Raw genomic sequence first — 25,379 nt, forward strand, 5'->3', positions numbered from 1 at the left:
AACCTGTCGGCCCCGGTCGAATTTTGAGCAGTTTCTTCCGGTCGAAAACTGAGCAGGTTTGTTTACGGGGTTGAGTCTGCCTGACGGTCGGCTTCGACGGAGGGCAGGGACTCGATTGCGGTGTGTTTGATGCGGTAGCTGGCCCCTTTGAGGGCGATGACGTCGGCGTGGTGCACGATGCGGTCGATCATCGCTGAGGCGATGGTGGCCTCGCCGAAGACCTGGCCCCACCGGGAAAACGGCAGGTTAGAGGTCAAGATGATCGAGGATTTCTCGTATCGGGTGGACACCAGTTGGAAGAACAGGTTGGCCGCTTCGGTGTCGAAGGGTATGTAGCCGACTTCATCGATGACGATCAGCCCGATGCGCGAGATTTTGCGCAGCTCGGAATCGAGGCGCCCGATGCGGTGGGCTTCGGCCAGCCGGGTGACCCAGCCGGTGGCCGCCGCGAAGGCGACCCGGTGCCCGGCCTGGGCGGCTGCGATCGCTAACGCGGTCGCCAAGTGTGTTTTGCCGGTGCCCGGTGGTCCTAGCAGCACGATGTTGCGGGCTTCGGCCAGCCAGCCGCCGGCTTCTAGGCGGGCGATCTGTGCGCGGTCGACGTGGGGTTGGGCGGTGAAGTCGAAGTCGTTGATCGTTTTGATCGCCGGGAACCCCGCATAGCGGATGCGTTGCCGGGCACCAGATTCGGCCCGGGCATTGGATTCCACGGCTAGCACGGCAGCCAGGTAGTCCTCGAGTGACCAGCCCGCAGCGCGGCCTTGTTCGGCCAGCCGCCCGTAGTGGGCGGCGATCCGCGGGGCTTTGAGCAGCCGGGATTGGTGGGCGATCAGCTTGTCCGCCTCCCCGGGAACGGGAGCGCGTTTGGTGGCCATCAGGCGACCTCCCCGGTCCCAAACAGCGCGTCATAGGCCCCTAGATCGGCGACTTGGACCTCCACGTCCATGTGAGCACCCGCCGTCGGGCGGTCCCGGAAGTTCTCCCGCATGATCGCCGCCGCGGCCAGATGCTCAGGATCACCAACCAATCCCGCGGTGCCCCAGAGCCGTTGGTGGTCAGCGACCACCCGCTCACCACAGCGGGCCATCACCCGATCCAGCGATACGGACACGGTGATCATCCGACCGATCGCCTCGGGATGCACCGAATAGGCGTTGCCGCCGATGCTGACGTAGTAGTCGCGACCCAGCCGCGTGGTGATCATGGTGCCGGTGGCCGGGGCCACCGGCGGCAGCGCGGCCATCGCCTGCAGATCGGTGCCCAGCGCCTGGGCGGGGATCATCGTGGTCGTAGCGTGCCGGCGTGGGTTGGCCACCTGCGCCAGCCACTGCGCGAGCTGGGTGTTGAAGTCCGCAGGCGAGCAAAACCGCCGACCCGGCAGAAACGACGACCTCAAATAGCCGTTGGCCCGCTCGACGAGCCCCTTGGTCTCCGGATCATAGGGGCGGGCCTGGATGAGCCGGGTGCCCAAGACTCCGCAGAACCCGGCCACCCCGTCGGCAAGCCGACCGCGTTGACCAATCCCGGCCTCGTTGTCCCACAACAATGTTCGCGGCACCGCGCCGATGCACCCCGAGAGCAGCTGCCACATGCCGCCCAGCAGATCCCCGGTGACCCGCGACGGGATCATCATCGCGGCGATAAACCGCGAGTAGGCGGCCACCATCACCAATACGGGAAACGATCGCAGCACTCCGGCATGGTCGGGCACCACCCGGCCGGGCAGCCACAGATCGCACTGCACCTGCTCACCGGGCAGATGCACCAGCCGGTCGCACGGATCAGCCGGGGCGTACTCCGGGCGAATCCGGGCAACGTTTTCCCCAAACCACGAGTGCCCACCCGTCCAACCCACTCGCTCGGCGATCACCGTCGCCGGCATCCTCGGATACGCGCTGAGCACCGCTCGCACGGCTGGCTCGATCTGCGCCCACGCCGAGGTCGTCACCGGCGCCCGCTCATAGCGCGGCGGACTATCCGAACCCAGCGCCTTGGCCACAGTGTTGCGTGACAGACCCAGCCGTCGGGCGATCGCAGCCTGCGACAACTTCTCCGACCGATACAGCCGGCGGATCTCAGCCCAATCCTCCACAGTGATCACTCTCCAATCGAAGGGTGCTCACTTTTCGACCGGAATCACCTGCTCACTTTTCGACCGGAACCGACACCAACCACCGGTAGGCCCTCAGTGCGTCGTCAGCAGCCGCCGGATACGGGTAACGCGGAGCCAATCGATAGCGGACCGCGAAGACCGGGCGCAGCGACGCGGCAGACAGTTCGCCCAGCAGACCGCGATGGGTTTTGGGAGAGCACATCGAAAATGCGCCGCCGTGAATGTAAAGGATCGGTGGCCCGTCCGGGTTGACGTTCGGTGCGACGACCCAATCTCCCCTCACTCGATCGCCGGCGAAGACGGTGTCGACCAGCCTTACGCGCAGTCCTGGGCGTGGGCGGGACGCGATGAGCGCCGCCCGAAGCACCCGATCCATCACAGCAAGCCCGTACTGGTTGGACGGTAGTGCTTGCGTCAATGGGCGAAGGACCCCGCGTGCGGATGTTGCGATGAGGTAGCTTGTCAGGCTCGGATCCCAATCCGAGGAAACGGATATCACGATAAGCCAGCCAGCTTGTCCGTGGCCATGAAAAAGTACCCACTGGTGGCCAAGTGGAGGTATCCGCTGGTGGCCGGATAAAAGTACCCACCCCGTGTTCGTCGTGTCGATCAGGAACTGCGGGCCCCGGTGGTGACGGTGAAGGTGCCAACCACTCATCGTCACCACCGGGGAGTTCCATTGAAGTCTGCGAGGGACCGCATGGACATCATTTCTGCTTATCAACAAGTCGGGTCATACCGCGGCGCCGCGCAGCTGTGCGGCACCACCCATAGGACCGTCAAGAAAGTCGTCGAGAAATTCGAAGCCGGTGAGAGCGCACCGCCGCGGGTCGAGCGGGCCCACAATTACGATGCGGTGGCCGATCTGGTCGCCGAGCGTGTCGAGAAGTCGGCGGGTCGGATGTCGGCGAAGCGGATGTTGCCGATCGCGAAGGCCGCCGGTTACGACGGGTCGGCACGCAACTTCCGTCGCCTCGTTGCTGAGGCGAAGGTGTTGTGGCGCAACGAACATCACCGGGGACGTCGCCCGGCGGTGTGGTCACCGGGTGAGTATCTGGTGATCGACTGGGCCCAAGCCGCACCCGGGTTGTTCCTGTTCTGCGCAGTGCTGGCGTTCTCCCGGTGGCGCTTCGTCGCGTTCGCCACCGACCAGAAGGCGTCCACGACGTTGGCGTTGATCGCCGAAGCGATGGCCGGGATAGGTGGTGTCCCGGCCCGGGTGCTGGCCGACCGGATGGCCTGTCTGAAGGGCGGCGTGGTCGCCAACGTGGTGATCCCTACCGCCGAATACGTCCGGCTGGCAGGTCATTACGGTTTCGCGCCGGACTTCTGCCATGCATCCGACCCTAAATCGAAGGGCATCGTGGAGAACTTGTGCGGCTACGCCCAACGCGACCTCGCCGTCCCGCTGCTCACCGACGCCGCCATCGCCGGGGTGCCGGTTGATCTGCGTGCTGCCAACGTTGCGGCCAGGGCGTGGTGTCTGGAGGTCAATGCCGCGGTGCATTCGGAGATCTGTGCGGTCCCCGATGAGCAACTGCTGATCGAACGGGAACTCCTGCAACCGTTGCCGTCGCTGCAACTTCGAATCGGGGCACCGTCGGTGATCCGCAAGGTCGACCGGCTGTCGTGTGTCCGGTATGCCTCGGCCCGCTACTCGGTGCCCACCCGACTGATCGGGACCAGCGTGGCCGTCGTCGTCGATCACGGCGCGCTGTGCATCGTGGAGCCCGCGACTGGGGTGATCGTGGCTGAGCACGAACTGGGTGCCCCAGGCAGCGCATCAGTCCTCGACGATCACTACGACGGTCCCCGCCCGGAACCTAGCCGCGGACCACGACCCAAAACTCATGCTGAGCAACAGTTCTGCACACTCGGCGAGGATGCTCAAGCATTCCTGGTCGGGGCCGCCGCGATCGGCAACACTCGGCTGGGCTCCGAACTGGAAGTCCTACTGGCGTTGGGCGCCGCCCACGGCACCGACGCCTTGGTCGGCGCGCTTCGCCGGGCGGTCGCGTTCCGGAGGTTCCGCGCGATCGACGTGCGGTCCATCCTGGCCGCCGGCGCCGGAACGCCGCAGCCCCGCCCCGCCGGGGATGCGTTGATCCTGGACCTCCCAGTCGCCCCGACCCGATCCCTGGCTGCCTACACGGTCAACCCGGCCGCAGACGGTGGTGCCACGTCATGAACGGCACGCCAGCCAAGGCAACCAAACCCGTTGCACCACTGTCCACTCCGCAATTCGCCGCTGATCTCGACGCCGGGCTGCGGCGGCTCAAGCTCGCCGCGATCCGGCGCACCGCCCCCGAAGTCCTAATCACCGCCAAGACCCAGCGCTGGACCCCCGAAGAAGTGCTACGGACCCTCGTCGAGACCGAACTGGCGGCACGGGATGCCTCCAACGTCGTCAACCGGCTCAAGGCTGCCGGGTTCCCGGTCACCAAGACCTTGGAGTCCTTCGACGTGGCCGCATCGTCGATTCAGCCCAAGGTGTTCGACTACCTGTCGAGCCTGGAATGGGTTCGCACACAACAGAATCTGGCGATCATCGGACCGGCTGGGACCGGCAAGTCCCACACCCTGATCGGACTGGGGGTCGCTGCGATTCATGCTGGGCACAAGGTCCGGTACTTCACCGCCGCCGACCTCGTCGAAACCCTCTACCGCGGCTTGGCCGACAACACCGTCGGCAAGATCATCGAATCCCTGCTCCGTGTCGATCTGATCATCCTCGACGAACTGGGCTTCGCCCCACTCGACGACACCGGCACCCAGCTGCTGTTCCGCCTCGTCGCCGGCGCCTACGAACGCCGCTCCCTGGCCATCGGCTCGCACTGGCCCTTCCAAGAGTGGGGTCGATTCCTGCCCGAGCAGACCACCGCCGTCAGCATCTTGGACCGGCTCCTGCATCACGCCACCGTCGTCATCACCGACGGCCAGTCCTACCGAATGAAGGACGCCCAACACCGGAAGGAGAACCCCCAACCAATCTAAGAATCACTGCACGGGGTGGGTACTTTTATCCGGCCACCAGCGGGTACTTCTACTTGGCCATTGACACAGCTTTTCGTTGGTGCGGCCCCCTGTAGCATCCCAAAGCCCGCGTATAGCGGATCGAGGTCGCTGGCGCGGGGCCACGTCGTCTTTGAAGTGGTGGGTATAAGAAGGAAGCAGGCCTTGTAGGAACCACTGTTACTGATCTACCGGCAGCCTTCAAAGCGACGCGCGCCGTCGTCGCCAGAGCCGCAGAGCTACGCGATCCAGAGCGGGTCGTCCCCCGGTCGAGCTGGCGCAGGAACGTAGGCAACGATGATGCAGCGACGGCTGTCGAAGTTCTCGATTACCGCCGACCGGCCGGCAGTTGCAAGGTCGCCTCACTGGGCACGCATATGCCCTCCTCGCTGGACACTGCCAGTTCCAGGTCGACCAGGCGCATTCCGCGGTCTTGGCGCTTGGCCACCACCCGCCCGGTAAGGGTCGCGGTCTGTCCCGGGTAGATCGACTTGATCATCGATATCTTGCGCCGGCGCAGGAGCGCGTCGGGGCCCGCCCAGTCGGTGAGGCCCCGGTCGATGAAGCCGTGAAAGAACAGCGTCGACAGGTAGATCGTTCGCTGGCCCTGGCTGCGTGCGTACTCCGGATCGTGATGGCCCGGGAACCAGTCCCACGTCGCCGCGGCGTTCATGCAGACCCGCTTGTAGGTGATAGGAATCGACACCGGCGTGATCTCGTCGCCGACAATGACGTCATCGAAGGTAAGGCCTTTGATGTCTGCAGTGCTGATCTTGGTCATGAGCGCCCCCGGGTTTACTGGGCTGTGTCGTAGCGGAACAGGACGTTGGTGTTGCGGGCGATGTTCTCGCCGTGCTGGTCGGTGTAGGTGGTAAGCGATGTGATGAAGACGCCGGTTCCCAGCCGAGTCGTCTTCTCGTCGGATAGCGAGACGATCTCCTCGACTATCCAAACGTGGTCACCGACTCGGGGTCGGCGCTCCAGCTCGGTGGTGGTGGAGGCGTTGATGATGTGGTGGCCGGGCAGGGGAACGTTGAGCGCGAAAAGCCCGTCCTCGCGGTGCAGGTGCGCGGGCGCCCATTGCGGGTTCATGCCCAGGGTCATCAGCAGGCCCGGTGGGCACTCGTCGCCCTCCCAGTACCGTGGGTTGGCGTCCTCAACCAGAGAGCAGTAGTAGAGGATCATCGATCGGTCGATCGGAAACCACGCCTGCTTTGGCTCGGAGCGACGACCGACCCAGGACCGGCCCTCCTCTAGAGTGCCGAACGCCATCCCGAGCCCGGTGACATCGTTGGTGTGGGAGCTCACGGTGTTGCCTTCCCTTCGATGGCGGGTTCGGGCAGGGGCATGCGGGACAGGATCGAACACATCGACTTGCCGGTCTCGTCGAAGCGCAGTGTTGCGGTTGCGCCGCCGCCGAGGGCTCCCCGCATGACGATGTTGAACGCATGCAGGCGAGGCAGCGTGTAGATCGTCACGGTTCCGGTGACCAGACCCTTCATGAAGGAGGTGATGGCCTCCGGCCGCAGTCCGCGTTGCAGCGCGGCAAAAGCCTCGGCGTCGCGGGCGAGCACCACGACGTTGGAGATGTCACCCTTGTCGCCTGAACGCACGAACGCCAACTCGTCAATGGTGGGCATCGAGCATCTCCTTGGCGGCCTGGACACGGACGTGCTGTGGGACGAACTCACGCGGTACCAGGGTCGGCCACAGCGCTATCACCTTGCGCACCGCCAGCGGCGCGCCGAAGGCGGTACCCACCGGACCGGCCGTCGCTGGCAGCAGCATCGCGCGGCGGGCGACCTCGGCCTCGCTGCGGGTGCGGCACTTGGCCACCATCCGGAGCTCGACCTCGTTGGGCTGGGCGTCGGGTGCCGGTCGTGGGGCCACCGGGCCGGCCAGCGCGTCCCAACCGACACGGTCGAAACGCATCTCCTGCGGAATGACACCCAGGTACTTGATGCGGCCGCGCACTAGCCTCTCGCAGAAGTCGGCCTTCTCCAGAGCATCGGGCCAGGGGATCATCGTGCGCCCCTCGGCGAGGTAGCCGTCCTCGTAGCCGATCTGCACCTTGAGCGTGTCCGGCCGTCGGCGGCCGGTCATGCCCGTGAGCTGCACGCGGTCGGGGCCGAGTTCTTTGACCTCGACACCGCCCATGTCGACGACACCGTCGGGCAGCAAATAGCAGAACGGGTCGTGCACTTCGTAAAGCAAATGCTCTTTGATGGTCCACTCGTTGAGCACCCCACCCGAGCCCGGCACCTTACTGATCACAGCGGTGCCGTCAGCCGACATCTCGGCCATCGGGAACCCGAGCCGCCACGGATCACGCGACAGCCGCCACTGCGAGGACATGCCGCCGGTCGCGATGCCCGCACACTCCAGTACATGACCGACGGTAAGCGCGGCGCCGATCAGGTCGGGATTACGCTCAAATATCCACCCGAAGTGGCGCATGAGCGGCCCGCAATAAAGCGCAGAGTCGGCAAGCCTGCCGCCGATCACGACATCGGCGTCGCCGTCAAGTGCGTCAATGATCCCGTCGGAGCCGGTGTACGCCGAGACAGCGACGATCCGGTCGGCGATGCGGTCGATGTCTTCTTCGCCGGACTCAAGGTGCGCGAATTGCCAACCCGAATCCCTGATTTCGGCGATTCTCCCCGTCAAGTCGTCGCCCTCAATGGTTCCGATGCGGGTGTCGGGATATCCGGCGTCACAGGCCACTCGCGCAGCGGCCAGTGCGGCGGCACCCGGGTTCGCTCCGCCCCCATTGGTCACGATGCCGACGTCGTTACGGCGGGCAGCGGGCAGCGCCTGACGCAGAATGGGTTCGACATCGGGCACGTACCCTTTACCCGGGTCACGCATCTTGGCACGGGTAAGGAGCGCAACGGTCAACTCGGCCAGCAGGTCGAAGCAGGCAAACTCGACACCGCCCTGCTCAATGAGTTCCACCGCGGGATCCACCATGTCACCCCAATAGCCGGCACCAGCACCGATCCGCACGCTGGCACTCATGCGCACTCCTGCGCCGCCTCGGCGCTTGCCGCCGCGATGTCGGCACTAGGCGGCGGCGCGCTTGGCGGTATCCCGCCGACTGCCGGATCGACAAAGGGCACGAATGCGGCGCGCCCGGCCAGCCGTCCTTTGCCGGTGACCCCCGCAGCAATCAGCATCGTTCCGGGCATCGTGTTTTCCTCCTCTCTGTCCCCGGCCGTCGACCGCAAAGCTCTTGGCCGCGGGCCTGTTAATTGGCGTTAGCGTACGCTGTCTTGACACCGCTCGGCAGTGACCCGAGGCCCGGCGTCCGGGTCAAGCGAATCGAGCTTCCCGAAGTTGTCGACGTTGCGCCACGCCAGAGGGGCGAGATTGCCTTTCTGCTCATGGGCTGGGGATTAGAACGACTCCGGCTGCTGCCGAGAAATCACGTATCCGGCGTGGCGTAAAGCCGGTCACTGGAAGTCGACGCACTACCGACACGCGGACTTGCGCGTCAATGTTAACGGCCGATAACGTATCACCGGGCGATTACGCTGCTGTCGAGCGGTGACGGAAGCTTCCCTCGAATTCCTCGGTGTGTCGCCTGAAGTTTGTCGTGGCCGGTGCAAACCCGGACCTGCGGGTGATTCAAGGGGTTGAGCGGTATGGAGATATCAGAGAGCCAGGAACGGCGGGATCTGCGGGCGGCGGTTGCGGCCATCGGGAAGTCGTACGGCCACGATTACTACCTGACCAAATCCCTGGGGGGCGAGAAGTCTACGGAACTGTGGCAGGAGGTAGGTAAGCAAGGTTTTCTCGGGGTGAATATTGCCGAGGAGTACGGCGGTGGCGGTGGGGGTATCTACGAACTGCATGCCGTGGGAGAGGAGTTGGCGGCGGCGGGGTGCCCGTTGTTGATGACGGTGGTGTCGCCGGCCATTTGTGGCACCATCATCCAAGCGTTCGGAACCGACGAGCAGAAACGGCGTTGGCTTCCGGGCATTGCGAGCGGCGAGATCATAATGTCGTTTGCGATCACCGAGCCCGACGCGGGCTCAAACTCGCACAACATAGCGACGACCGCCAAGCGGGACGGCGCCGACTGGGTTCTGCGTGGCACCAAGTACTACATCTCGGGAGTGGACGAGGCGCAAGCCATCTTGGTGGTCACCCGAACGGGTACTGACGAGCGTGGGCGCGGCCGGCTGTCGCTGATGGTGGTTCCCACGGACGCTGCCGGCCTGCAGAAGACTCTGATTCCCGTGCAAGCCGTGACACCGGAGAAACAGTTCACCCTGTTCTTCGACGATGTACGTGTTCCCGGTGACAACTTGATCGGCGCTCGGGACGAGGGACTGCGGCAGGTATTCGTTGGTCTGAATCCGGAACGGATAATGGGGGCGGCGCTGGGCAATGGGATCGGCCGGTACGCGTTAAACAAGGCATGTACCTACGCCCGGGAGCGCAGGGTGTGGGACACCCCTATAGGGGCACATCAGGGAGTCGCTCATCCGCTGGCGCACGCCAAAATTCAGGTTGAACTCGCACGCTTGATGACCCAACGGGCGGCCGCCTTACACGATGCCGGCGAGGCAGGGGCCGGCGAGGCGGCGAATATGGCCAAGTACGCGGCAGCTGAAGCCGGAATCCTTGCGCTGGACCAAGCGATTCAGACGCATGGCGGCAACGGTCTGGCTACGGAGTACGGGTTGGCGACGTTGTGGGGACCGGCGCGGTTGATGCGGACGGCACCGATCAGCCGGGAGATGATCCTCAATTATGTTGCGCAGCATAGTCTCGCGCTTCCACGGTCATACTGAACGTCGACTAGGTTTGGGTGGCTGCTTCCATGAGGTCAACGTGAGAACTTGGGCACTTGCCAGCGAGCCGGCTATCGCCGCAGTAGAAGAACTACCGCCAGGAAAGTACGAAGGCCACGACGGCGCGGGCATGCAGGAGTTGGTGCTTCGTCGGTTTCTGCAGAGCCATTCACTTGGTCCCCGCGATGTGGACGGCCTGCTGGTTTGCCCGTCCGGCATGGCCAGCGGTGCGGGTGCCGACATCTTCGTCCACGAGCGCCTCAATGACGTGTTGGGCATCCGGCCGCGCTTTTGTGAGACTGTCAACGTCGGTGGGGCGACCTACACGATCATGCTGTCGCGGGCTGCACTTGCAATCAGCGCCGGCCTTGCAAACGCGGTGCTCTGTATCGGTGCGGGGAAATTCCCCAAGGTGGGGCGGGGAGGCGGCGCCAACGCAATGGCGCGCATGATCAGCCACCCGGACTTTGAGTACCCATACGGCAGCTTCATCCCAGCCCTTTACGCCTTAGCCGCCACGCGGCATATGGCCGAACGCGGAACGAGCCGCGATGCTCTTGCCGCCGTGGCGGTCTCGAGCCGCGAGTGGGCGTTACGGCATCCAGATGCTTTGATGCGCAACGCGGGTCCGCTCACCGTCGAGATGGTTCTGGCTTCACGACCTATCGCGTGGCCGTTCAATTTGCTGGACTGCTCAGTACCGTGTGAAGGTGGCGCCGTGTTCCTAGTGGCCCATGGTGACCGCGCGCGGGAAATCACCGACCAACCGGCCTATGTATTGGGCTTCGGTGAACACCACGATCACGGCAACATCACCCACACCAGCGACTTCGCAACAATGGGTGCCAGCGTGTCAGCGCGTGCCGCGTTCGAAATGGCCGATCTTTCGCCTTCGGACGTGCAGGTGGCCGAACTGTACGATGCCTTCACGATCAACCCGATACTGCTGTTGGAGGAAACGGGGCTGGTGGCGGCAGCTAAAGGTGGCCACTTCTTCCTGGATGGGCGGGGGGCGCCCGGCGGTGACCTTCCGGTGAACACCTACGGGGGTCTGCTGTCATTCGGACACACCGGCGACGCGTCGGGAATGTCGATGCTGATCGAAGCTGCGCGCCAAGTGATGGGGAAGGCTGCGGATCGTCAAGTGTCTGCAGAAATAGCATTGGTACACACTTACGGCGGCATGATGGCAGACCATTCGACCGTACTCTTGGGGAGGACGCCGTGACAACTGCTCCCATGCCCACCGTGACTGACAGCACGGCCGTGTACTGGCAGCAGGCAGCTGTCGGGCGGTTTGTGCTCCCGAAATGTCGGGAGTGCAAGCGATTCCATCATCATCCCCGCCCTTGGTGCCCATACTGCTGGGCTGCGGATCTGGATTGGCAAGAACCTTCGGGAAAAGCGACGATCGTCACCTACACCGTCGTCCGTCAGGCCCCGTCGCCAGCTTTCACCGCTCCTTACGTCTTGGCGATAGTGGAGCTGGAAGAAGGACCTCGAATGATGACCAACGTGATCGAATGCAACGTCGATGAAGTGCGGGTCGGTATGGCTGTCGAGGTGGTCTTCGAATCACGAGGCAACCTGGCACTTCCGCAGTTCCGACGGGTCACGTCAACTGCGTGACGAGCCGACGCGAAAACTCACTTATCCAGCACCGATTACCTGTATTTGTGGGTGGATGGCATCCACCTCAAGGTGCGCCTTGAGGTGGAGAAACTCTGTTTGCTGGTAATGATCGGGGTCCGTGCTGATGGCCGCATGGAGCTCGTCGGGCTGGCTGACGGCTTCCGGGGATCGACTGAGTTCTGGGCTGATTTGCTGCGCGATTGCCGCCGCCGCGCCATGACCGCAGCGGTGCTCGCGGTCGGCGACGGCGCCCTGGGCTTCTGCAAGGCGTGCGGGAGGTGTTCCCGGATATTCGAGAGTAGCGCTGCTGGTGGCATAAGCAGGCCAATATTCTTGCCGCACTGCCGAAATCGGTGCACCCAGGGTGCAGTCGCGGCGATGAAGGAGATCTACAACGCCGAGGATATCGACAAAGCCCAGCTCGCGATCAAAGCGTTCGAGATCGACTACGGCGCCAAATACCCCAAAGCGGTCGCCCAAGATCGTCGACGACGCCGAGGTGTTTTTGGAGTTCTACCGGTATCCCGCCGAGCATTGGATCCACCAATCGCACCACAAATCCGATCGAAAGTACCTTTGCGACAGTACGTTTGAGGACCAAAGTCACCAAAGGGCCGGGCTCCCGCGCGGCCTGGCTGGCGATGGCCTACAAGCTAATCGAGGCCGCCCAGGCCCGCTGGCGCGCGGTCAACGCACCACACTTGGTCGCCCTCGTCCGTGCCAGCGCCGTCTTCCACAAGGGCAAGCCGCTCGAACGGCCTATCGACATCACACCCGAACCGTCGGCAGCTGAGCCTCGAACCGTCGGATCATCCGCCATCCCGCTGCGCTGCCACTCGTATCCACCCATGAACGACTCTCACCCAAAGCGATTCGGCAGGCGTGCGAAGATTTACGTCCATGCTGCCGCTGACCGCATTCTGCGTACCGCAACGTGGTCGAGGTGTGGCGAAAAGCAAATGTGCGTCTGGCCGAGAGAACGGCGTTTCAACGCAGAACTGAAAGCCCCTCCCCGCCGAATTGCAGGCGAAGCTCCGTCTTGAGCACCTTGCCGGTGGCGTTTCGCGGCAAGTCGGGAACGACATGTACTCGTGACGGGCATTTGAAGTGGGCAAGGCGTTCTCGAGCGTAATCGATAAGCTCCTCTGCATTGACGGCGGCATCCTGCTGAAGGGCCACGACGGCCACCGGAGTTTCGCCCCAACGCGGATGCGGCACACCGACAACCGCGACCTCGCGCACGGCATGGTGACGGTAGAGGACCTGCTCCACCTCGATCGGGTAAACGTTCTCACCACCGCTGATGATCATGTCTTTTTTTCGGTCGACCAGAGTGATGAAACCTTCTCGGTCAATGCGGCCCAAGTCGCCAGTATGAAACCAGCCGCCACGAAAAGCTTGCACTGTCGCCTCGGGAAGACCCCAGTAGCCCGCGAATACGTTAGGGCCGCGCACTACTAACTCGCCCACCTCGTCGACGGGGACGTCGTTGTCGGCGTCGTCGACGATACGAGCTTCGACGTGAAAAGCCGTCCGACCGATCGATCCGGCCTTCTCCTTAACGTGTTCAGCGTCGAGGAATGAGACGATAGGCGCGGTTTCGGTCATCCCGAAACCCTCCTGGAACGGCAGACTGCGTCCTTGGAAGAATTCGATGACGGTCAACGGACACGGTGCGCCACCCGCAGCCGCCAGTTCGAGAGCCGACAAATCGTGGTCCTCGAATCCATCGACGTTCATCAGCGCGGCCCACATCGCCGGAACCATGAATTGCACTGTCGCATGCTCTTGGGCCATCATCGCCAGCGTCTGTCGCGGATCGAAGGACGGCAGCAGCACGCTGCAACCGCCGACATGCAGCAGCGGCAGCGTGTGCACTCCGAGTCCCCCGATGTGGAACATCGGAGCCACGGCGACGGTCACGTCCGTCTCACGCAGCCCGCGCCCGATTGTCAGCGCGTTCATGACGTTCCACAGATGGTTGTCGTGGGTGAGCATCACACCTTTGGGACGCCCCGTAGTCCCGGACGTATACATCAGATTTGCAATGTCATGGCCCGCCACGTCGGAGCCCACAGCTGTGGGCGCTTCACTGTTCACAACGTCGTCGTAGGAAAGCTCACCGGCAAGGCATTCACCGCCGACGGCCATTTGGTGGCGGACCCGCACCCCATCCTCTGACACCGCGGCGCGGGCGACCGGGGCCAGCGGGTTGGAATACACGAGCACGTCTGCGCCTGAGTCGGCCAGCTGGTAAGCCACCTCTGCTGGCGCCAACCGCACGTTCATGGGCACGAAGATCGCGCCTAGTTTCGCGGCCGCCAGCATCGTTTCTATGAACGCGGGACTGTTGATCAAGAGACCGCCAACCCTGTCGCCCTTGCGGACACCGAGCGCTCGCAGGGCACGCGCAAGCCGGTTGGTCCGTTCATCGAGCTGAGTGAAGGTGATCCGTCGGTTATCGTCAACGAGGGCGGTGCGGTCGCCGGACAGGAAGGCCCGTTTCGTCGCCCAACTGCCAATACCCCTGTCCATGTGAACTCCTTCGGAGCCGGTCGCCCAGACACGTCGTCGTGGGCCGATTCAGTGCCGAACAGCTATAAGCCGATGCGCTTGGCGATGATCTCGTTCATGATCTCGTTGGTGCCACCGCCTATTCCGAGAATGCGGCAATCTCGGTAATGCCGTTCGACTTCGGACTCGCGCATATAACCCATCCCACCAAAGATTTGAACCGCCTCATTCACCACATAATCGCACGCGTATACGGCGGTGTTCTTGGCCATCGACACCTCAGTGACTACATCCTCCCCGGCCAGCCACCGTTGCATCACGGCGCGGGTGTAGGCGCGCGCGACGTCGACCTGCCTGGCCATTTCCGCGAGCTTATGGCGGATCACTTGACGAGCCGTCAGAGGTTTCCCGAAAGTCTGGCGTTCGCGCGCCCAACCCTTGGCTAATTTGAGCGCGCGCTCCGCCGTCGCGTATGCCTGCACGGCAATGCCGAGTCGTTCCGACTGAAACTGCTGCATGATCTGCAAGAATCCGCCGTTCTCTGCCCCCACCAGGTTCGCAGCGGGAACGCGAACGTCAAAGAACGAGAGTTCTGCGGTATCGCTGCAACGCCATCCCATCTTGTCCAGCCGGCGGTCAACCTTGAACCCCGGTGTGCCCTTGTCGATAACCAGCAACGAAACTCCGCCGTACCCGGGTCCCCCGGTACGCACCGCGGTAGTCACGAAGTCGGCGCGGACACCGCTCGTGATGAAGGTCTTAGCACCGTTGACCACGTACGTGTCACCATCGCGGACTGCTCGTGTGCGTAGGTTCGCCACATCTGAGCCCGCTCCGGGCTCGGTGACTGCCAGCGAGCCGATCATATCTCCGGCCAGGGTGGGGCGAACGTAGTGGTCGATCAGGGCATCCGATCCATTCGCGGCGATGTGCGGAAGCGCGATGCCGTGGGTGAACAACGCGGCGCACACGCCGGTAGACCCACCGCACGCCAGAATTGCCTCGGTTACCAACGCCGAATCGATCGCGTCGCCGCCGCTGCCTCCCACGTTCTCGGGGAATCCAACCCCGAGAAGTCCCACATCGGCAGCCTTACGGTGCAGCTCGCGCGGGATTTCACCTGCCTCCTCCCAATCCGTCACTTTCGGTGTTATCTCGCGAGCGACGAAAGATCGCGCCAACTGGCTCAGTGCTAGCCGCTCCGGCGTGGTCCACGGATCGTTGGGCACAGCGCAGCCTTCCGTCCCGGCTATGTGTTTGGTGGTTGCTTCGATATCCGTCATGATGGCTCCCGGATCGAATTGCGTCGGCAACCGAACAGCGGTTGCACGCAGGTGCAAGGTGTCTCAATTCGATTGTGCAGTCGGACGATTCGGAAAGCATTCGCCCAACGGGGCGAGCGGCCCGTGTGCTGAATTCCGAAACAATCGGAGCGAAACTTTGTCTTCGCCTCCCAGCGCACGCGCCGAAAGCATTGTCCTGGAGCATGACTGCGCCGCCCACCAACACGATCAAGCGCATAGGCGGCATCGGTCAGCCAGGCTCCTCGCGCGAGGATCGGCACTGAATCTCTCAAACCGATCCCTTCCTACCCACTCGCGACCGCGACTTAAGTCAATGCAAGGCTCGGGCGTCGCGTGCAAGTGGCCACCTCAAGGAGTGCTTCGCGTGCCCCGATTAGTCCAGAAACCGTCGAAGCTCAACAGCCTCAGTTACTGGTGGCTAACGTTACGTGCGAGGCCCAAGGATTTGCAACACCCATCGCGTAGATGTCGCGCTCCGGTGCACCAGATCTACGACTCATGCGAATGAAGGAGGTCTCGTCCGCCGATCACTGCAATCTATCCGGGTTGATTGTCTTGGTGGTTGCAGCCGCGCCGCGCTTGGAGGTACCCCGGGGCCTCTCCCAGTATGGACGTTGGATGGCGCGGCAGTTGTGCGTGGGGAGTGGGCATCGTGAAGAAGTGTTAACGTTCGTAGATCACCCGGAACGTGTGGGCGTTTCGAACGGAAGAGGTATTGCTGCTTCGACTGCGAAAGGATGGTCGACCGTGACCGACACAGTCACCGTCGGCCGCACGCGAGGAGGCGAGCGTCGCGAGCGGATTCTGGCGGCCGCCGCCGAACTCATCGCGGACCGTGGCTATCACGCTGTTTCTATGGCCGATATCGGCATCTCGGCAGGGGTCGTCGGTCCAGCGATCTACCGGCACTTTGACAGCAAGGCGGGCTTGCTGGCGGCACTGTTCGAACAAGTGATTGACACGCTGCTGCGACGGGCGTCGGCGATCGTTGAACAAAGCCGAGATGATCGCGAGGCGCTGACTGCCTTAGTAGCCGACCACGTTGCCCTGGTGATGGAGAAGCGCGAACTCGCCATTGTTTACTACCGAGAAGTCCATAATCTGCCTGACCATCGACGTAGTCGCCTGCGCCGCAAACAGCGCCTCTACGTTGAAGAGTGGGTGCACGTTTTGGGCGAGTTAAGGCCGGAGTTGGACGAGACGGAATTGCGCGCCGTTGTTCACGGCGCGATCGGTGCCATCCAATCGACGTTGCAATATCGCGATACGGGGATGCCTCCCGAGCGCGTCTCGGTGCTGCTCGCGCGGATGGGGCACGCTGTTCTCGGCGTTCCACCGTGCGAGTCGCACAGTGAGGATCGGGCAAGCCACGCGTTGCCGCAGCGCCGAGGTCGACGGTAGGCGCAACCTCGGAGTGTCCTCGCCTCGGCGTGTCCTCGGGAGGGTGATTTCGCTGAGCAGAGGCTGTCAATGATTTGCTTCGTGTCGATGGCTCCCTGGCCACGATTAAGCACGCCGCCAATCGGCTTGCTTGGCGGGCCCGCACGCCGCGCCAGTCAGCCGGCGGTCTCGCCGCGCGGTCCTTGGCACGAGCATTCGCAGACATCCGGCGTGTTCAGCGTCCCCGCCATACAGGTGCCCGTTTCTCCCGGAATGCGCGTGGGCCCTCCTGCGCGTCCGCGGAGTGGTACACGGGTTCCCAGATCTTCTCAGCCAGCGTGTATGCCTCCTCAAGGCGATGTCGCGCCGATAGATACGCAGTCTGTTTAGCGGCCAGCACCGACAGCGGAGCATTTCCAGCGATTAGAGCGCCCAGCTTCTGGGCTCGATCCCTAAGCCGAGCGGCGGGCACCACCTCGTTAACAAGACCCACTTCGAACGCCCGGGCCGCGCTGATCGGTTCGCCGGTGAGCATCATCTGCAGAGCGATTCTCGGTGGAACGAGCCACGAAAGAGGAGCGGCCCAGGGAGCTCCACGGCCGACTTTGACTTCGGTGATCGCGAACAGGGCATGCTCGGCGGCGACGATCAGGTCACACTGCTGTGCGAGCAGGAACCCGCCGGCGAATGCAACACCGTTGACCGCCGCGATGGTCGGTTTAGCGATGTCGATGTTGCGGCCGAACTGCGGGGCGAAGTCCAGTGGCGGAACCGCCAGCGCCTGGTGCGCCATCTCTTTAAGGTCGCCGCCGGCGCAGAATGCCTTTTCACCCGCGCCGGTCAAAACGAGTACGCGCGCGTCAGCGTCCTCATTGAACCGACGTGCGCCATCCCATAATCCTTGGCGCACGGCGACACTGAGCGCATTGCGAGAGTGGGGCCGGTTGATAGTCAGCCAGGCCACCCCATCGACGACGTCATAAATCACCGGATCATCCAAGGTAGTCCTTCCGCGTGTTCTGGGCACTGTCTCCATCGACAATGCCGGCGTCCCATCGGCGACCACTTGGACGTCCCAGCGACACCTTCTGCGGGGCGTGCAGGTCTGGGCTGCGACGGGGTCTTCGATTTTATCGCCTCCAACGCCACCTAATTGGAGTAGTCGACTTGGAAGTGGGGACTGGTAACACCGTTCCCGCCACAAGTCGCAGCATATGTGACTAAGCATTCACGATTGTGGGACGTGACGACGATTCGATGCAGGCGGGTGACTGGGTGGGCTCTCAGTTGTCGAGTTCAAAGGACGATTGTGCTATCCATCGGCGCCCCAGTAATGTTAACCACTGATAACGTGAGGGCGCTCGGGGCCACTGGATGTGTCATTGCCGGGCCCGCACCGGTTGAGAGTTCAGGAGGAGACGTGATGTACCTCACGCAGGGCTTGCACAGAGCACTGCAACAACACCCGGACCGCCTCGCCACCATCGACGCGGATCGAACACGGACCTATGCGCAGTCCGCACAACGAATCGCGAAGTTGGCGAGCGCATTACGGACGATTGGCGTTAACCGCGGGGATCGCGTCGGCATGCTGGCGCTCAACTCCGACCGTTACCATGAGTACCTGCTGGCGGTGCCGTGGGCGGACGCGGTATTAAACCCGATCAATATCCGCTGGAGCCCTCCGGAGATTGCCTACGCCCTGCGCGACTCCCAAACCGATGTCTTATTTGTCGATGACGCCTTCAGTCCAGCAGTCCCCGCACTTCGCGCGTCATATCCTGACCTGCGCGCAGTCGTTCATTGCGGAAACGCCCCGACCCCGGAGGGAATGTTCTGCTATGAGGAACTCATAGCCGGCGGCGAAGTCGGTGATGACGTGCGGCGCAGCGGCGATCAACTGGCCGGTGTGTTCTACACCGGTGGCACCACGGGTCTACCCAAGGGCGTCATGCTTAGCCACGCGAACCTGATGACCTCCGTGCTGGGAATGCTCAGCGTGGGAAGCTTTCTGAGTTCGGAGGCTCGACTGCTTCATGTTGCGCCGTTGTTCCATCTCGCGGACTTGGCCGCCTGGGCGGGGCAAACCACCCTGGGTGGCACACATGTGATGCTCTCGACTTTCGAGCCCAGTGCCATTCTCCAGACCATCGAACGCCACCAGGTCACCGACGTCCTTTTAGTGCCGACCATGCTGCAGATGGTCGTCGACCATCCCGCCGTCAGGGATTACGACCTCTCCAGCCTCAGAAACGTGATGTACGGGGCATCGCCGATTTCCGAGGCGGTCCTGTCGCGCGCGATGAAGACCGTGCGGTCGGCGCGATTCATGCAGGGTTATGGCATGACAGAACTGTCCCCCCTAGCCACAGTCCTGCGTCCTGAGGACCACGAGCATCCGGACCTATTGCGTTCAGCCGGCCGCGCCGCGCCCTGCGCCGAGGTCAAAATCGTCGATGCTGACGATAAGGAAGTGCCGCCGGGCAATACCGGCGAAATCGTCGTGCGTGGCGGCAACGTGATGTTGGGCTACTGGAATAAACCAGACGAGACAGCGGCCGCGCTGCGCAATGGGTGGATGCACACCGGTGACGCCGGTTACATGGACGAGCGGGGTTATGTGTTCGTCGTCGACCGCATCAAAGACATGATTATCTCGGGTGGCGAGAATGTCTACTCGACGGAAGTCGAGAATGTTCTGTCCAGGCACCCGGAGGTGGCGGCGTGCGCGGTCATCGGAGTTGCCGATGAAAATTGGGGCGAGCGCGTTCATGCGGTCGTCGTCTTGACCGAAAACTCCTCGGTGACAGCCGAAGAGCTCAGAGACTTCTGTAAGACTCAGATCGCGGGATACAAGGCGCCCCGTACAGCCTCGTTCGTTGATGCGCTCCCTCTCTCAGGTGCTGGCAAGGTGCTCAAACGCGAACTGCGAAAACAGTTCCGGCAAGAGTGCACAAGCACTAGCCGGGGTCGATAGGTGCCCTTGCAGCGCGCCCCGCGGCCATCGACGCGGCTGCCTCCAAAGGATTTCCCTAGACGCCCTGGGCAGGCCGTCAGGACGGGATCGTCATGGCGCGCGTAGAGGTGCCTTACAGACACGAGCTCGGCGGCCACTGCGGGTCCGGTGCCCTCCGCGATCTGACCGAGTGGGCCGGACTCCGTTGGGGTGTGCACGCCCCCCGCGAAGGACTGGTTTTCGCGCTGAGCGGCACGCTGGATTTTTCCTATGCCCGTTCCGACGAGTTATTTCCGCCGGTGTACCTCGTTGGCAGGGGCCCCGATCTCGAAGAGCAATACCTCACTAATGTCGGTGCACAGTTCGAGATTCGCGCCACCGATGACGGCGACCTCGGGTGGAAGTGGGTGACCGATCAACTCGACCGCCGCACCCCCGTGATGGTTTGGGCCGACATTGCTCATCTGCCCTATCTGCGCGCACGGTTGAGCATGAGCCGCCACGACATTGTCATCACCGGCTACGACGACGACCGAGGCGTGGCCTTGGTCGTTGACAACGACCGAGATTCGGTCCAACTGGTCCCCTACGAGGATCTCCGTCGGGCACGGTCTTCGACCGGCTTTCCCGTGCCGACCCGTCACACCGCCTACATCGTCGACTGGCCGACTACGGCGCCGGACTTGGCGGCGATCGCCGGTCCCGCCCTTATCCGAAGCGCGCAGGCGATGGCGGCAATCACCGACAGCCGGGGTCTTACAGTCACTCGCGACCCTGAGGCACAGAAGGATGGACTCGATGGTGTCGAGCATTTCGCCGTCGACGTGGCGGCGTGGCCTGACGCCCTGGACGATCACAACCTCGAAAGCGCCCTGTTTGCGCTGTGGGCGTTCATTGAGAAGGCGGGGACGGGAGGGGGGTTGTTCAGGGCCCTGCAGGCCGACGGCTGTCGAAGCATCGCCAACTTGCTGCATTCCGAAGCCGCCCTGGAGGCGTCGAGGGCTGCTCGGGAGGTGTCGACCGCCTGGACCGAAGTAGCCCGGATGGCTTACAACCCAGGCACCCCACTGCGGGCTCGCGCCGCCGCCACTGCGGCCGCAGCCGAGCGTGTGCCTGACGCCGAAAAGCGGCTCACGGAATCGCTCTTCGCCGCCGGAGCGGCTCTGACGTAACAATTTCCGCCTTGGGCCGGCCGCTGCATTCAGCTTGGCATCTGGGTGCCGAACGTCCACGCAGCGCGGCTTTTGACCCACCGGAGCCATTTTCGAGGGGTACGCTAACGACGGTTAACACTGTTGGTGGCTCCACACGTGTAGCGGTCCGCAACTGGGGCAGCAGGAGGGAACGCTTGGTGCACGGAACAAGGGTCGCCGCACCGGCGTGCGCGGGTAGGACGGCTGGTCGTGTGCCGACAACGAGCGGAAGCGCGCATCAATGCCTTAGTGCGTAGCGGCGCCGGTATCGGCGTGATCGGCAGTGCCGAGTACAAGTAGCACTTCAAGAATGAGTGATGAACATGACGGAACAACGGTCAGTCAAAGTCGCAATCATCGGTGCGGGCATGTCGGGACTGTGCATGGCGATCAAGCTGCAGGACGCCGGCATTGACTCGTACACCATTTTCGAACAGGCCGAGGATGTCGGCGGCACATGGCGAGACAACACCTACCCGGGGCTAACCTGCGATATCCCATCGCGGTATTACTCCTACTCGTTTCGGCCCAACCCGAACTGGTCGCACCTGCTGCCGCCGGGGCCGGAGATCCAGGCCTATTTCCAGCAGGTGGCCGACGAACGGGCCATCCGCCCGCACATCAAGTTCGGCGCCGAGGTCATATCCGCCCGATACGACGACGAGCGGTGGCGGATCACGACCGACGACAGCGAAGAGACATTCGACGTCCTTGTCACCGCGACCGGCGTGCTCCGGGTGCCGCGCTATCCGGACATTCCCGGCCAGGAGAGTTTTGCCGGGCCGGTGTTCCACTCCGCGGAATGGGATCACTCCGTCACCTTGCGGGACAAGCGGGTCGGACTGATCGGGACGGGCTCGACAGGCATACAGATCATTGCCGAACTCGGGGGCAAGGTCAGTCGGCTCACCGTCTTCCAACGCACTGCGCAGTGGGTCTTTCCGATGCCCAATCCGCACTACTCACCGCTGATCCAGGCCGCGTTGACGCGGTGGCCGAGGTTGAACGGCCTGGGCTATTGGTTCTGGGGATTGGTGGTCAGGCGCATCTTCGGCCGCGCGCCGATCCGTCCGGGATTTCAGCGCCGCTTGGTTCAGACGCTATGTCGATGGAACCTGCGACTCTCGGTGCGCGACCCGCAGTTGCGCGCGAAACTCACCCCGAAAGATCAGCCGATGTGCAAGCGCCAGATTATGGCGGGACATTTCTACCGTTCGGTCCAACAACCGGGTGTGGAGGTGATCAACGAGACGATCGACCACATCGAGCCTCGCGGCGTCATCACGGCCGACGGTACCTTGCACGAACTCGACCTGCTGGTCTATGCCACCGGGTTTGACGCCCGGGCCTACGTGCGCCCGCTGACAGTGGTCGGGGAGCGTGGGCTCACCCTCGACGAGGCATGGGCCGATGGCCCCACGGCGTATCGGTCGGTCGCGGTGCCCGGATTCCCAAACTTGTTCATGCTGATGGGTCCGCATTCGCCGATCGGCAACCAGTCACTGATACCGGTCGCCGAGGACCAGGCTGATTATGTGCTGTGGTGGATTAACCGGATCCGTGAGGGCCGCATCGTCGCCGCCGCGCCCACCAAGTTGGCCACCAAGGGCTACAACGACAGCATGAAAGCAGCGATGCCACAAACAATTTGGGTTACCGGTTGCAACAGTTGGTACCTAGGCAAAGATGGGCTTCCCGAATTGTTTCCGTGGACACCCGAGCGGCACCGAGAACTATTGCGTGCACCTGAGATCGCAGATTTCGAACTCCGATGAGACGCGCATCGAAAGCCAATCAAGGTCTTTTCGCGCGGATCCTGTCGCGCTTGGTGCCATGCACGTCATCGGTGAAGATGGTTTGGGGCCCTAACGCGAGCGCAAGCGTCTCGGATCAGGCGGCGGCAGAATTCGGAGCGAGGACGCTACGACGCCCATGGAATGGGGAACGACTTCGCGTGGTCTTTGGTGGTGACGACCAAGCGTGGCCACTGTCCTGGCAACGCTTACGCCCACCGTTATCACGCCGGCGTTTGCCGACTAAGCCATCGAACGCTCCGAGCCGGCGTTAGAACCGCATCAACGAAATCATGCAGGGACCGGCGATTGGTCATCTTCGACAGCAAGCAGGTGTGGTCCTCCACCGCCCGGACGGAACACTTGTGCAAGACGCATATCCTGCTCACCATGTCCACAGAGTCCGTTCGCCTCTCGTTTCGCCAGCACATGCGTGAGCAAGTTCTCAGGGCTGCGCGTGACCTCACTATCGAGAAGGGCTGGCATCGGGTTCGCATGAGTGAAGTCGCCAAGCTTGTCGGCGTGTCCCGCCCGACGCTCTACAAGGAATTCACCGATAAGCAGGGACTGGGTGACGCGCTGGTTGTGTCCGAAGGCGAACGATTCTTGAACGGCATTCACGCAGTTTCGGCACAACACGCCGGAGATGTCCGCGGGGGTATCACCGCCGCGGTGTCGTACACCCTCGAGGAAGCGGAAGCGAGCCCGCTCTTGAAGGCGGTGTTGACGTCAAATCGGCCTACAGACAAAACGGTTTCCGAGACAACCGGTATGTTGCCGCTCCTGCCGACCTCGGCATCGCTGCTGGAGCTATCCTCGGCAGCCCTCGTGACTTGGTTCAACGAGCACTTTCCAGGTCTGGATGCCGATGACGTGCATGAAGTCGCCGATGCGCTGGTGAGGCTCACTGTGAGCCATGTCGTGCTTCCTTCTGCCGATGCAAGTCTGACCGGTGAGCGGATCTCGCGGATCGCCCTTCGCTATTTGGGCGCAGATCCCGCGAGGCCGTTTACACAACGCAGATTTTTGTCTGGATGTTGACTTTATAGAGAAAAGTGTAAACACTGGCGTGGAGACACTAGCTCGGGAGGACCCTCATGACTGTCAGCGCTTCCGCTCCGAAGTCGTCGGTGGAGCGTCGTTCAGCACGTTCGTATGATTCTGCCGACCTGTCCTCGACTGCCTTTTGGGCTGGCACCGCCGCTGACCGTGAGAAGACCTACGCGGAGCTGCGCCGACGCGCCCCCATCAGCTGGCACCCGCGCGTCGAGCACACCATGATCGACGACGAGGACGACCAAGGCTTCTGGGCCGTGGTCACCCACCCGCTACTTGTCGAGGCGACCCGGCGACACGACGATTTCCTGTCTGGTCAAGGCATTGTGATGGAGTCGATCCCGCAGGAACTGCTCGACACCGCGCAAGGCTTCATCGCTATGGACCCGCCGCGGCATACCAAGATTCGACGATTGCTGGCATCCGCATTCACACCGAAGCAAATGCGGCTGACCAGTCACCAGATCGAGGCCAACGCGAAACGGGTCGTCGATGGCCTTGCCCCGCAAGGCGAGGCTGACTTCGTCGACCAGTGCGCCGCGTTGCTGCCGATGCACAACATCTTCGACATGATGGGCGTGCCGGACTCGATGCGCCGCGACATCGCGTGGGAGTCACGGTATGCCGGTGGGTGGAGCGACCCGGAGGTGATGGGCGAAGACCCGGTCATACCTCGCCTGTTCCAAGCGATGGGATTCTTGGGCGATGGCGCCCGCGAAATCATCGCCGCACGTCGCCGGCAGCCCGAAGATGACCTTATGACGAACCTCGTTCAAGCTGAAGTGGACGGCGAACAACTCACCGACGACGAGATCGTCTCGTTTTTCATACTTCTCACGATCGCCGGGAACGACACCACGCGCCAAAGCACCAGTCACGCGATGAAAGCATTGACGGACTTCCCAGACCAAAGAGCTTGGCTCATGGAGGATTTCGACGGACGGATCAAAGGGGCCGTGGAAGAATTCGTCCGGTGGGCCACACCAATCATGACATTTCGCCGGACGGCGGCTCGCGACTGCGAACTGGGCGGGCAGCAGATCACCGAGGGTGACAAGATCATACTTTTCTACAGCTCGGCCAACTGGGACACCACCGTGTTCACTAACCCGGAGAAGTTCGATCTGTCGCGCGACCCTAACCCGCACGTGAGCTTCGGAGGCGGGGGAATCCATCACTGCCTCGGCAACCAGCTGGCCAGGCAGCAACTCGCTGCGCTCTTCAGAGAACTGCTGCACCGCCTGCCTGATATTGAAGTCTGCGGGCCACCCAGCTACACCGTCAGCACGTTCTTCCACGGCGTGAATCACCTTCCCGTCCGCTTCACCCCGAACGCGTAAGGCGGCGTGGTATGAAGATCAGAGTCGACCGCAACCGATGCTCGTCAATCGGAATGTGTGAAGGCCTGGCTCCTGACTTCTTCGAGGTCAGGCACGATGGCCAACTCAATATCGTGAACCCCGAGCCACCGGAATGCCACAGATCACTCATCGAAGAAGCAGTATCGTGCTGCCCCACAGGCGCTCTCGCCGTCGAGGACTGAGACCGCGGTCCTGAGGCAACGCTGACACACCTGCTTGCTGTCGGCGGCGATGGGCTTTCGCCTTCGGGTCAACTAGCCGCTGAC

Annotated in this window: 23 protein-coding genes and 1 pseudogene; 13 read left to right on the top strand and 11 right to left on the bottom strand. The window is 62.9% G+C overall.

All coding sequences use genetic code 11. The annotated features are described in order from the left end of the window. Nucleotides 1-62 precede the first annotated feature (62 nt). The 3 genes and pseudogenes from istB (U8D42_RS26435) to U8D42_RS26445 all read right to left on the bottom strand — a co-directional run. On the bottom strand, nucleotides 63-875 hold the full coding sequence (gene istB / locus U8D42_RS26435) for an IS21-like element ISMyma9 family helper ATPase IstB (RefSeq protein WP_322861696.1): 813 nt from the start codon (nucleotides 873-875) through the stop codon (nucleotides 63-65). Then, the gene (istA, locus tag U8D42_RS26440; protein ID WP_322861695.1) at nucleotides 875-2,092 is read right to left on the bottom strand and encodes an IS21 family transposase; all 1,218 of its coding nucleotides are present in this window, start codon (nucleotides 2,090-2,092) and stop codon (nucleotides 875-877) included. Before istA (U8D42_RS26440) ends, istB (U8D42_RS26435) begins: the two co-directional genes overlap by 1 nt. A gap of 70 nt (nucleotides 2,093-2,162) precedes the next feature. Beyond that, nucleotides 2,163-2,612: pseudogene (locus tag U8D42_RS26445) on the bottom strand (alpha/beta hydrolase fold domain-containing protein); the annotation flags it as partial. 180 nt (nucleotides 2,613-2,792) lie between these two features. Between U8D42_RS26445 and istA (U8D42_RS26450) the strand changes: the two are divergent. Further along, nucleotides 2,793-4,301, top strand: a complete 1,509-nt coding sequence (istA, locus tag U8D42_RS26450) for an IS21 family transposase (RefSeq protein WP_079669096.1) — start codon at nucleotides 2,793-2,795, stop codon at nucleotides 4,299-4,301. Next, nucleotides 4,298-5,107, top strand: a complete 810-nt coding sequence (gene istB, locus U8D42_RS26455) for an IS21-like element helper ATPase IstB (protein WP_007172566.1) — start codon at nucleotides 4,298-4,300, stop codon at nucleotides 5,105-5,107. Before istA (U8D42_RS26450) ends, istB (U8D42_RS26455) begins: the two co-directional genes overlap by 4 nt. A gap of 346 nt (nucleotides 5,108-5,453) precedes the next feature. Here the strand turns inward: istB (U8D42_RS26455) and U8D42_RS26460 are convergent, their stop codons facing one another. From U8D42_RS26460 to U8D42_RS26480, 5 genes are read right to left on the bottom strand one after another with little or no spacing between them, the layout of a single operon-like run. Next, entirely contained in the window at nucleotides 5,454-5,906 is a 453-nt protein-coding gene (locus U8D42_RS26460) for a MaoC/PaaZ C-terminal domain-containing protein (protein ID WP_007172211.1), read from the bottom strand. Between the two features lie 14 nt (nucleotides 5,907-5,920). After that, nucleotides 5,921-6,397: an FAS1-like dehydratase domain-containing protein gene (locus tag U8D42_RS26465; RefSeq protein WP_170826177.1), complete on the bottom strand. Its 477-nt coding sequence runs from the start codon at nucleotides 6,395-6,397 to the stop codon at nucleotides 5,921-5,923. A 32-nt stretch (nucleotides 6,398-6,429) separates the two neighbouring features. Further along, complete coding sequence (locus U8D42_RS26470) at nucleotides 6,430-6,765, bottom strand: AtuA-related protein (protein ID WP_007172213.1); 336 nt, start codon at nucleotides 6,763-6,765, stop codon at nucleotides 6,430-6,432. Further along, nucleotides 6,752-8,143 (bottom strand): acyclic terpene utilization AtuA family protein, encoded by a 1,392-nt coding sequence (locus tag U8D42_RS26475; RefSeq protein WP_033721564.1) that lies wholly within the window; start codon nucleotides 8,141-8,143, stop codon nucleotides 6,752-6,754. The genes U8D42_RS26470 and U8D42_RS26475 overlap by 14 nt, the downstream gene beginning before the upstream one ends. Then, the gene (locus U8D42_RS26480) at nucleotides 8,140-8,313 is read right to left on the bottom strand and encodes a hypothetical protein (protein WP_007172215.1); all 174 of its coding nucleotides are present in this window, start codon (nucleotides 8,311-8,313) and stop codon (nucleotides 8,140-8,142) included. The genes U8D42_RS26475 and U8D42_RS26480 overlap by 4 nt, the downstream gene beginning before the upstream one ends. A 456-nt stretch (nucleotides 8,314-8,769) precedes the next feature. Between U8D42_RS26480 and U8D42_RS26485 the strand changes: the two genes are divergently transcribed. The 4 genes from U8D42_RS26485 to U8D42_RS26500 all read left to right on the top strand — a co-directional run bounded on the left by U8D42_RS26485 (nucleotide 8,770) and on the right by U8D42_RS26500 (nucleotide 12,150). Beyond that, nucleotides 8,770-9,924, top strand: a complete 1,155-nt coding sequence (locus tag U8D42_RS26485; RefSeq protein ID WP_007172216.1) for an acyl-CoA dehydrogenase family protein — start codon at nucleotides 8,770-8,772, stop codon at nucleotides 9,922-9,924. Between the two features lie 40 nt (nucleotides 9,925-9,964). Further along, a complete protein-coding gene (locus U8D42_RS26490) occupies nucleotides 9,965-11,152 on the top strand; it encodes a thiolase family protein (protein WP_033721567.1) in 1,188 nt (395 codons plus the stop codon). 20 nt (nucleotides 11,153-11,172) lie between these two features. Next, nucleotides 11,173-11,553, top strand: a complete 381-nt coding sequence (locus U8D42_RS26495; protein ID WP_046185921.1) for a Zn-ribbon domain-containing OB-fold protein — start codon at nucleotides 11,173-11,175, stop codon at nucleotides 11,551-11,553. Between the two features lie 72 nt (nucleotides 11,554-11,625). Further along, nucleotides 11,626-12,150 carry a transposase gene (locus tag U8D42_RS26500; RefSeq protein WP_369741417.1) on the top strand — a complete coding sequence of 175 codons (525 nt, stop codon included), beginning with the start codon at nucleotides 11,626-11,628 and terminating at the stop codon, nucleotides 12,148-12,150. Between the two features lie 393 nt (nucleotides 12,151-12,543). On the opposite strand, the gene U8D42_RS26505 is transcribed toward U8D42_RS26500, so the two are convergent. Together U8D42_RS26505 and U8D42_RS26510 are read right to left on the bottom strand one after the other, a co-directional pair. Next, nucleotides 12,544-14,091 (bottom strand): acyl-CoA synthetase, encoded by a 1,548-nt coding sequence (locus tag U8D42_RS26505; RefSeq protein ID WP_007172220.1) that lies wholly within the window; start codon nucleotides 14,089-14,091, stop codon nucleotides 12,544-12,546. A 62-nt stretch (nucleotides 14,092-14,153) separates the two neighbouring features. Next, on the bottom strand, nucleotides 14,154-15,353 hold the full coding sequence (locus U8D42_RS26510; RefSeq protein WP_007172221.1) for an acyl-CoA dehydrogenase family protein: 1,200 nt from the start codon (nucleotides 15,351-15,353) through the stop codon (nucleotides 14,154-14,156). A gap of 768 nt (nucleotides 15,354-16,121) precedes the next feature. On the opposite strand from U8D42_RS26510, the gene U8D42_RS26515 reads away from it, so the two are divergent. Then, entirely contained in the window at nucleotides 16,122-16,775 is a 654-nt protein-coding gene (locus tag U8D42_RS26515) for a TetR/AcrR family transcriptional regulator (protein WP_007172222.1), read from the top strand. A gap of 214 nt (nucleotides 16,776-16,989) precedes the next feature. On the opposite strand, the gene U8D42_RS26520 is transcribed toward U8D42_RS26515, so the two are convergent. Continuing rightward, on the bottom strand, nucleotides 16,990-17,754 hold the full coding sequence (locus U8D42_RS26520) for an enoyl-CoA hydratase/isomerase family protein (RefSeq protein WP_007172223.1): 765 nt from the start codon (nucleotides 17,752-17,754) through the stop codon (nucleotides 16,990-16,992). A gap of 423 nt (nucleotides 17,755-18,177) precedes the next feature. Here U8D42_RS26520 and U8D42_RS26525 point away from each other — a divergent pair, with 423 nt between their 5' ends. From U8D42_RS26525 to U8D42_RS26550, 6 genes are all read left to right on the top strand, one after another. After that, nucleotides 18,178-19,731, top strand: coding sequence for an acyl-CoA synthetase (locus tag U8D42_RS26525; protein ID WP_007172224.1), 1,554 nt, complete (start codon nucleotides 18,178-18,180; stop codon nucleotides 19,729-19,731). A 92-nt stretch (nucleotides 19,732-19,823) separates the two neighbouring features. After that, complete coding sequence (locus U8D42_RS26530) at nucleotides 19,824-20,882, top strand: BtrH N-terminal domain-containing protein (RefSeq protein WP_007172225.1); 1,059 nt, start codon at nucleotides 19,824-19,826, stop codon at nucleotides 20,880-20,882. A gap of 338 nt (nucleotides 20,883-21,220) precedes the next feature. Beyond that, nucleotides 21,221-22,678 (top strand): flavin-containing monooxygenase, encoded by a 1,458-nt coding sequence (locus U8D42_RS26535; protein WP_007172226.1) that lies wholly within the window; start codon nucleotides 21,221-21,223, stop codon nucleotides 22,676-22,678. 447 nt (nucleotides 22,679-23,125) lie between these two features. After that, on the top strand, nucleotides 23,126-23,737 hold the full coding sequence (locus U8D42_RS26540) for a TetR/AcrR family transcriptional regulator (RefSeq protein WP_046184315.1): 612 nt from the start codon (nucleotides 23,126-23,128) through the stop codon (nucleotides 23,735-23,737). Between the two features lie 56 nt (nucleotides 23,738-23,793). After that, on the top strand, nucleotides 23,794-25,092 hold the full coding sequence (locus U8D42_RS26545) for a cytochrome P450 (protein WP_007172228.1): 1,299 nt from the start codon (nucleotides 23,794-23,796) through the stop codon (nucleotides 25,090-25,092). 53 nt (nucleotides 25,093-25,145) lie between these two features. Next, on the top strand, nucleotides 25,146-25,295 hold the full coding sequence (locus U8D42_RS26550; RefSeq protein WP_230493324.1) for a ferredoxin: 150 nt from the start codon (nucleotides 25,146-25,148) through the stop codon (nucleotides 25,293-25,295). Nucleotides 25,296-25,379 lie beyond the last annotated feature (84 nt).

The sequence above is a fragment of the Mycobacterium europaeum genome (assembly GCF_034555895.2).
In the GTDB taxonomy this organism is placed as follows: domain Bacteria; phylum Actinomycetota; class Actinomycetes; order Mycobacteriales; family Mycobacteriaceae; genus Mycobacterium; species Mycobacterium europaeum.

What these genes read in the sequence shown, in the direction of transcription:
- istB (WP_322861696.1), bottom strand. Translation starts at nt 875, where the DNA reads ATGGCCACCAAACGCGCTCCCGTTCCCGGGGAGGCGGACAAGCTGATC.
- istB (WP_007172566.1), top strand. Translation starts at nt 4,298, where the DNA reads ATGAACGGCACGCCAGCCAAGGCAACCAAACCCGTTGCACCACTGTCC.
- U8D42_RS26460 (WP_007172211.1), bottom strand. Translation starts at nt 5,906, where the DNA reads ATGACCAAGATCAGCACTGCAGACATCAAAGGCCTTACCTTCGATGAC.
- U8D42_RS26465 (WP_170826177.1), bottom strand. Translation starts at nt 6,397, where the DNA reads ATGGCGTTCGGCACTCTAGAGGAGGGCCGGTCCTGGGTCGGTCGTCGC.
- U8D42_RS26470 (WP_007172213.1), bottom strand. Translation starts at nt 6,765, where the DNA reads ATGCCCACCATTGACGAGTTGGCGTTCGTGCGTTCAGGCGACAAGGGT.
- U8D42_RS26475 (WP_033721564.1), bottom strand. Translation starts at nt 8,143, where the DNA reads ATGAGTGCCAGCGTGCGGATCGGTGCTGGTGCCGGCTATTGGGGTGAC.
- U8D42_RS26480 (WP_007172215.1), bottom strand. Translation starts at nt 8,313, where the DNA reads ATGCCCGGAACGATGCTGATTGCTGCGGGGGTCACCGGCAAAGGACGG.
- U8D42_RS26485 (WP_007172216.1), top strand. Translation starts at nt 8,770, where the DNA reads ATGGAGATATCAGAGAGCCAGGAACGGCGGGATCTGCGGGCGGCGGTT.
- U8D42_RS26505 (WP_007172220.1), bottom strand. Translation starts at nt 14,091, where the DNA reads ATGGACAGGGGTATTGGCAGTTGGGCGACGAAACGGGCCTTCCTGTCC.
- U8D42_RS26510 (WP_007172221.1), bottom strand. Translation starts at nt 15,353, where the DNA reads ATGACGGATATCGAAGCAACCACCAAACACATAGCCGGGACGGAAGGC.
- U8D42_RS26525 (WP_007172224.1), top strand. Translation starts at nt 18,178, where the DNA reads ATGTACCTCACGCAGGGCTTGCACAGAGCACTGCAACAACACCCGGAC.
- U8D42_RS26530 (WP_007172225.1), top strand. Translation starts at nt 19,824, where the DNA reads ATGGCGCGCGTAGAGGTGCCTTACAGACACGAGCTCGGCGGCCACTGC.
- U8D42_RS26535 (WP_007172226.1), top strand. Translation starts at nt 21,221, where the DNA reads ATGAACATGACGGAACAACGGTCAGTCAAAGTCGCAATCATCGGTGCG.
- U8D42_RS26540 (WP_046184315.1), top strand. Translation starts at nt 23,126, where the DNA reads ATGCGTGAGCAAGTTCTCAGGGCTGCGCGTGACCTCACTATCGAGAAG.
- U8D42_RS26545 (WP_007172228.1), top strand. Translation starts at nt 23,794, where the DNA reads ATGACTGTCAGCGCTTCCGCTCCGAAGTCGTCGGTGGAGCGTCGTTCA.
- U8D42_RS26550 (WP_230493324.1), top strand. Translation starts at nt 25,146, where the DNA reads ATGTGTGAAGGCCTGGCTCCTGACTTCTTCGAGGTCAGGCACGATGGC.